A 1396-nucleotide genomic window follows, 5' to 3' on the forward strand; every position below is an offset into this window, starting at 1 on the left:
TTAAAGGTTTGTGCCGATTGCTATTATCCATATTGAAAAGGAGTTCTTATGTCGTTTCATCTAACCTTATTTGGTGAGTTTTTAGCTTTTTTTATTATATTATGCATCCCTATTTTTGCTGTAATTAGCTACAAAATAGGTAAGCGTAAAAGTACTATGCCAGGTGTTTTAGCGTTTGTGGGTGGCTGTTTTGCGCTATTTCCATTGTTTGGTTTGATTTTTATTGCAGTGCTTGCTCTTAAAAAAGATTTACCTAAAAATAATGGCTACGCAGGTTAAATTTAATAGGTAAATTGTGTTGTTAAGTAACAATAAACAGTATTTTGATGAGCAATTTAATGCTTTGCAGTACGCAGAGCAGCTAACTGAAAACTCTGAGTTTGAAGAATGTATATTTATCGATTGCGACTTTTCAGGGGGGCAGTTTAAAAATTGCCGATTTATAGAATGTAGTTTTAAAAACTGTAATTTATCGTCACTTAAATGGAACTACAGTTCGCTTGAAAATGTAAGTTTTAGCCACTGTAAATTAAATAGTTTGCAATGGGCTGATGTAGATTGGCCAGCGCTTAGTATTAACGCACCGGTGAGTTTTAGTTATTGCGAACTCAGTAATAGCTCTTTTTTTGAATTAACCCTTAAAGCTCTTAAACTAACACACTGCTTTGCAAAAAATGTTGATTTTAGACACGCTGATTTAAGCAGTAGTGAATTTACAGGAACAGATTTTCGCGATAGTGAGTTTTTTCAAACTAACTTAACAAAATGTGATTTTGTAGGTGCTACAGCGTTTAATATAGATTTGAATAATAATATCTTAGCGAATGCTAAGTTTGATCGCTTCGAAGCACTTAATTTGCTTACCAGCCTTAATATAGAACTATGTGATTAATTTAGTTTAATATAATTACATATCTAGAAGCGACAGCTTGGCTGGGCTTCTAGATACTGTGTGACTGGGTAATTAACGGCTTGGGCCATTTTTATTACGTGCACTGGCAAGCTGTCTTGCGATTTCTAATAACGCAGGTGAAATATCTTCAGCGCCATCTTTAATTAGTTTTGTAACGTCACCTGATGAAAACAAACCGTCACGTGGTGATTTAATACCTAACTCACGTACAAAATCCTTCGTTTTACCAGTGCTGCCTGTTTCAATAAACTTAAAAATAATACGTTCATTGTTATTTTTAGCAGGTGCTTTTAGTGTTTCGATTTCGTCATGTATTGCAGTTAGTTTGTCTTCTAGGATTTCTATACGTTCTTGAATGCTATTGTATGATTTCATTTATTGGATCTTTTACTAAATATATTAAAACAATGGCGACTATTATCGCATAGTTTGACAATAGAGAATGCAAACCTATAAAGTAAAAGTTATTTTTAATTAAAAACA

General features: G+C 33.2%; 3 protein-coding genes. 2 read left to right on the forward strand and 1 reads right to left on the reverse strand.

The window, feature by feature from the left end:
• Positions 1–48: 48 nt before the first annotated feature.
• Together GQR46_RS19690 and GQR46_RS19695 are read left to right on the forward strand one after the other, a co-directional pair.
• Complete coding sequence (locus tag GQR46_RS19690) at positions 49–279, forward strand: hypothetical protein (RefSeq protein ID WP_165729303.1); 231 nt, start codon at positions 49–51, stop codon at positions 277–279.
• Positions 280–295: 16 nt separating this feature from the next.
• Positions 296–892, forward strand: a complete 597-nt coding sequence (locus GQR46_RS19695) for a pentapeptide repeat-containing protein (protein WP_165742225.1) — start codon at positions 296–298, stop codon at positions 890–892.
• A gap of 72 nt (positions 893–964) precedes the next feature.
• Here the strand turns inward: GQR46_RS19695 and GQR46_RS19700 are convergent, their stop codons facing one another.
• Positions 965–1288: a hypothetical protein gene (locus tag GQR46_RS19700; protein ID WP_010555318.1), complete on the reverse strand. Its 324-nt coding sequence runs from the start codon at positions 1286–1288 to the stop codon at positions 965–967.
• Positions 1289–1396 lie beyond the last annotated feature (108 nt).

Origin of the sequence: Pseudoalteromonas sp. Z1A6, assembly GCF_011378745.1 — a bacterium.
In the GTDB taxonomy this organism is placed as follows: domain Bacteria; phylum Pseudomonadota; class Gammaproteobacteria; order Enterobacterales; family Alteromonadaceae; genus Pseudoalteromonas; species Pseudoalteromonas arctica.

Excerpts from the sequence above, each read along its gene's own strand:
- GQR46_RS19700 (WP_010555318.1), bottom strand. The coding sequence starts at position 1,288 with ATGAAATCATACAATAGCATTCAAGAACGTATAGAAATCCTAGAAGAC.
- GQR46_RS19690 (WP_165729303.1), top strand. The coding sequence starts at position 49 with ATGTCGTTTCATCTAACCTTATTTGGTGAGTTTTTAGCTTTTTTTATT.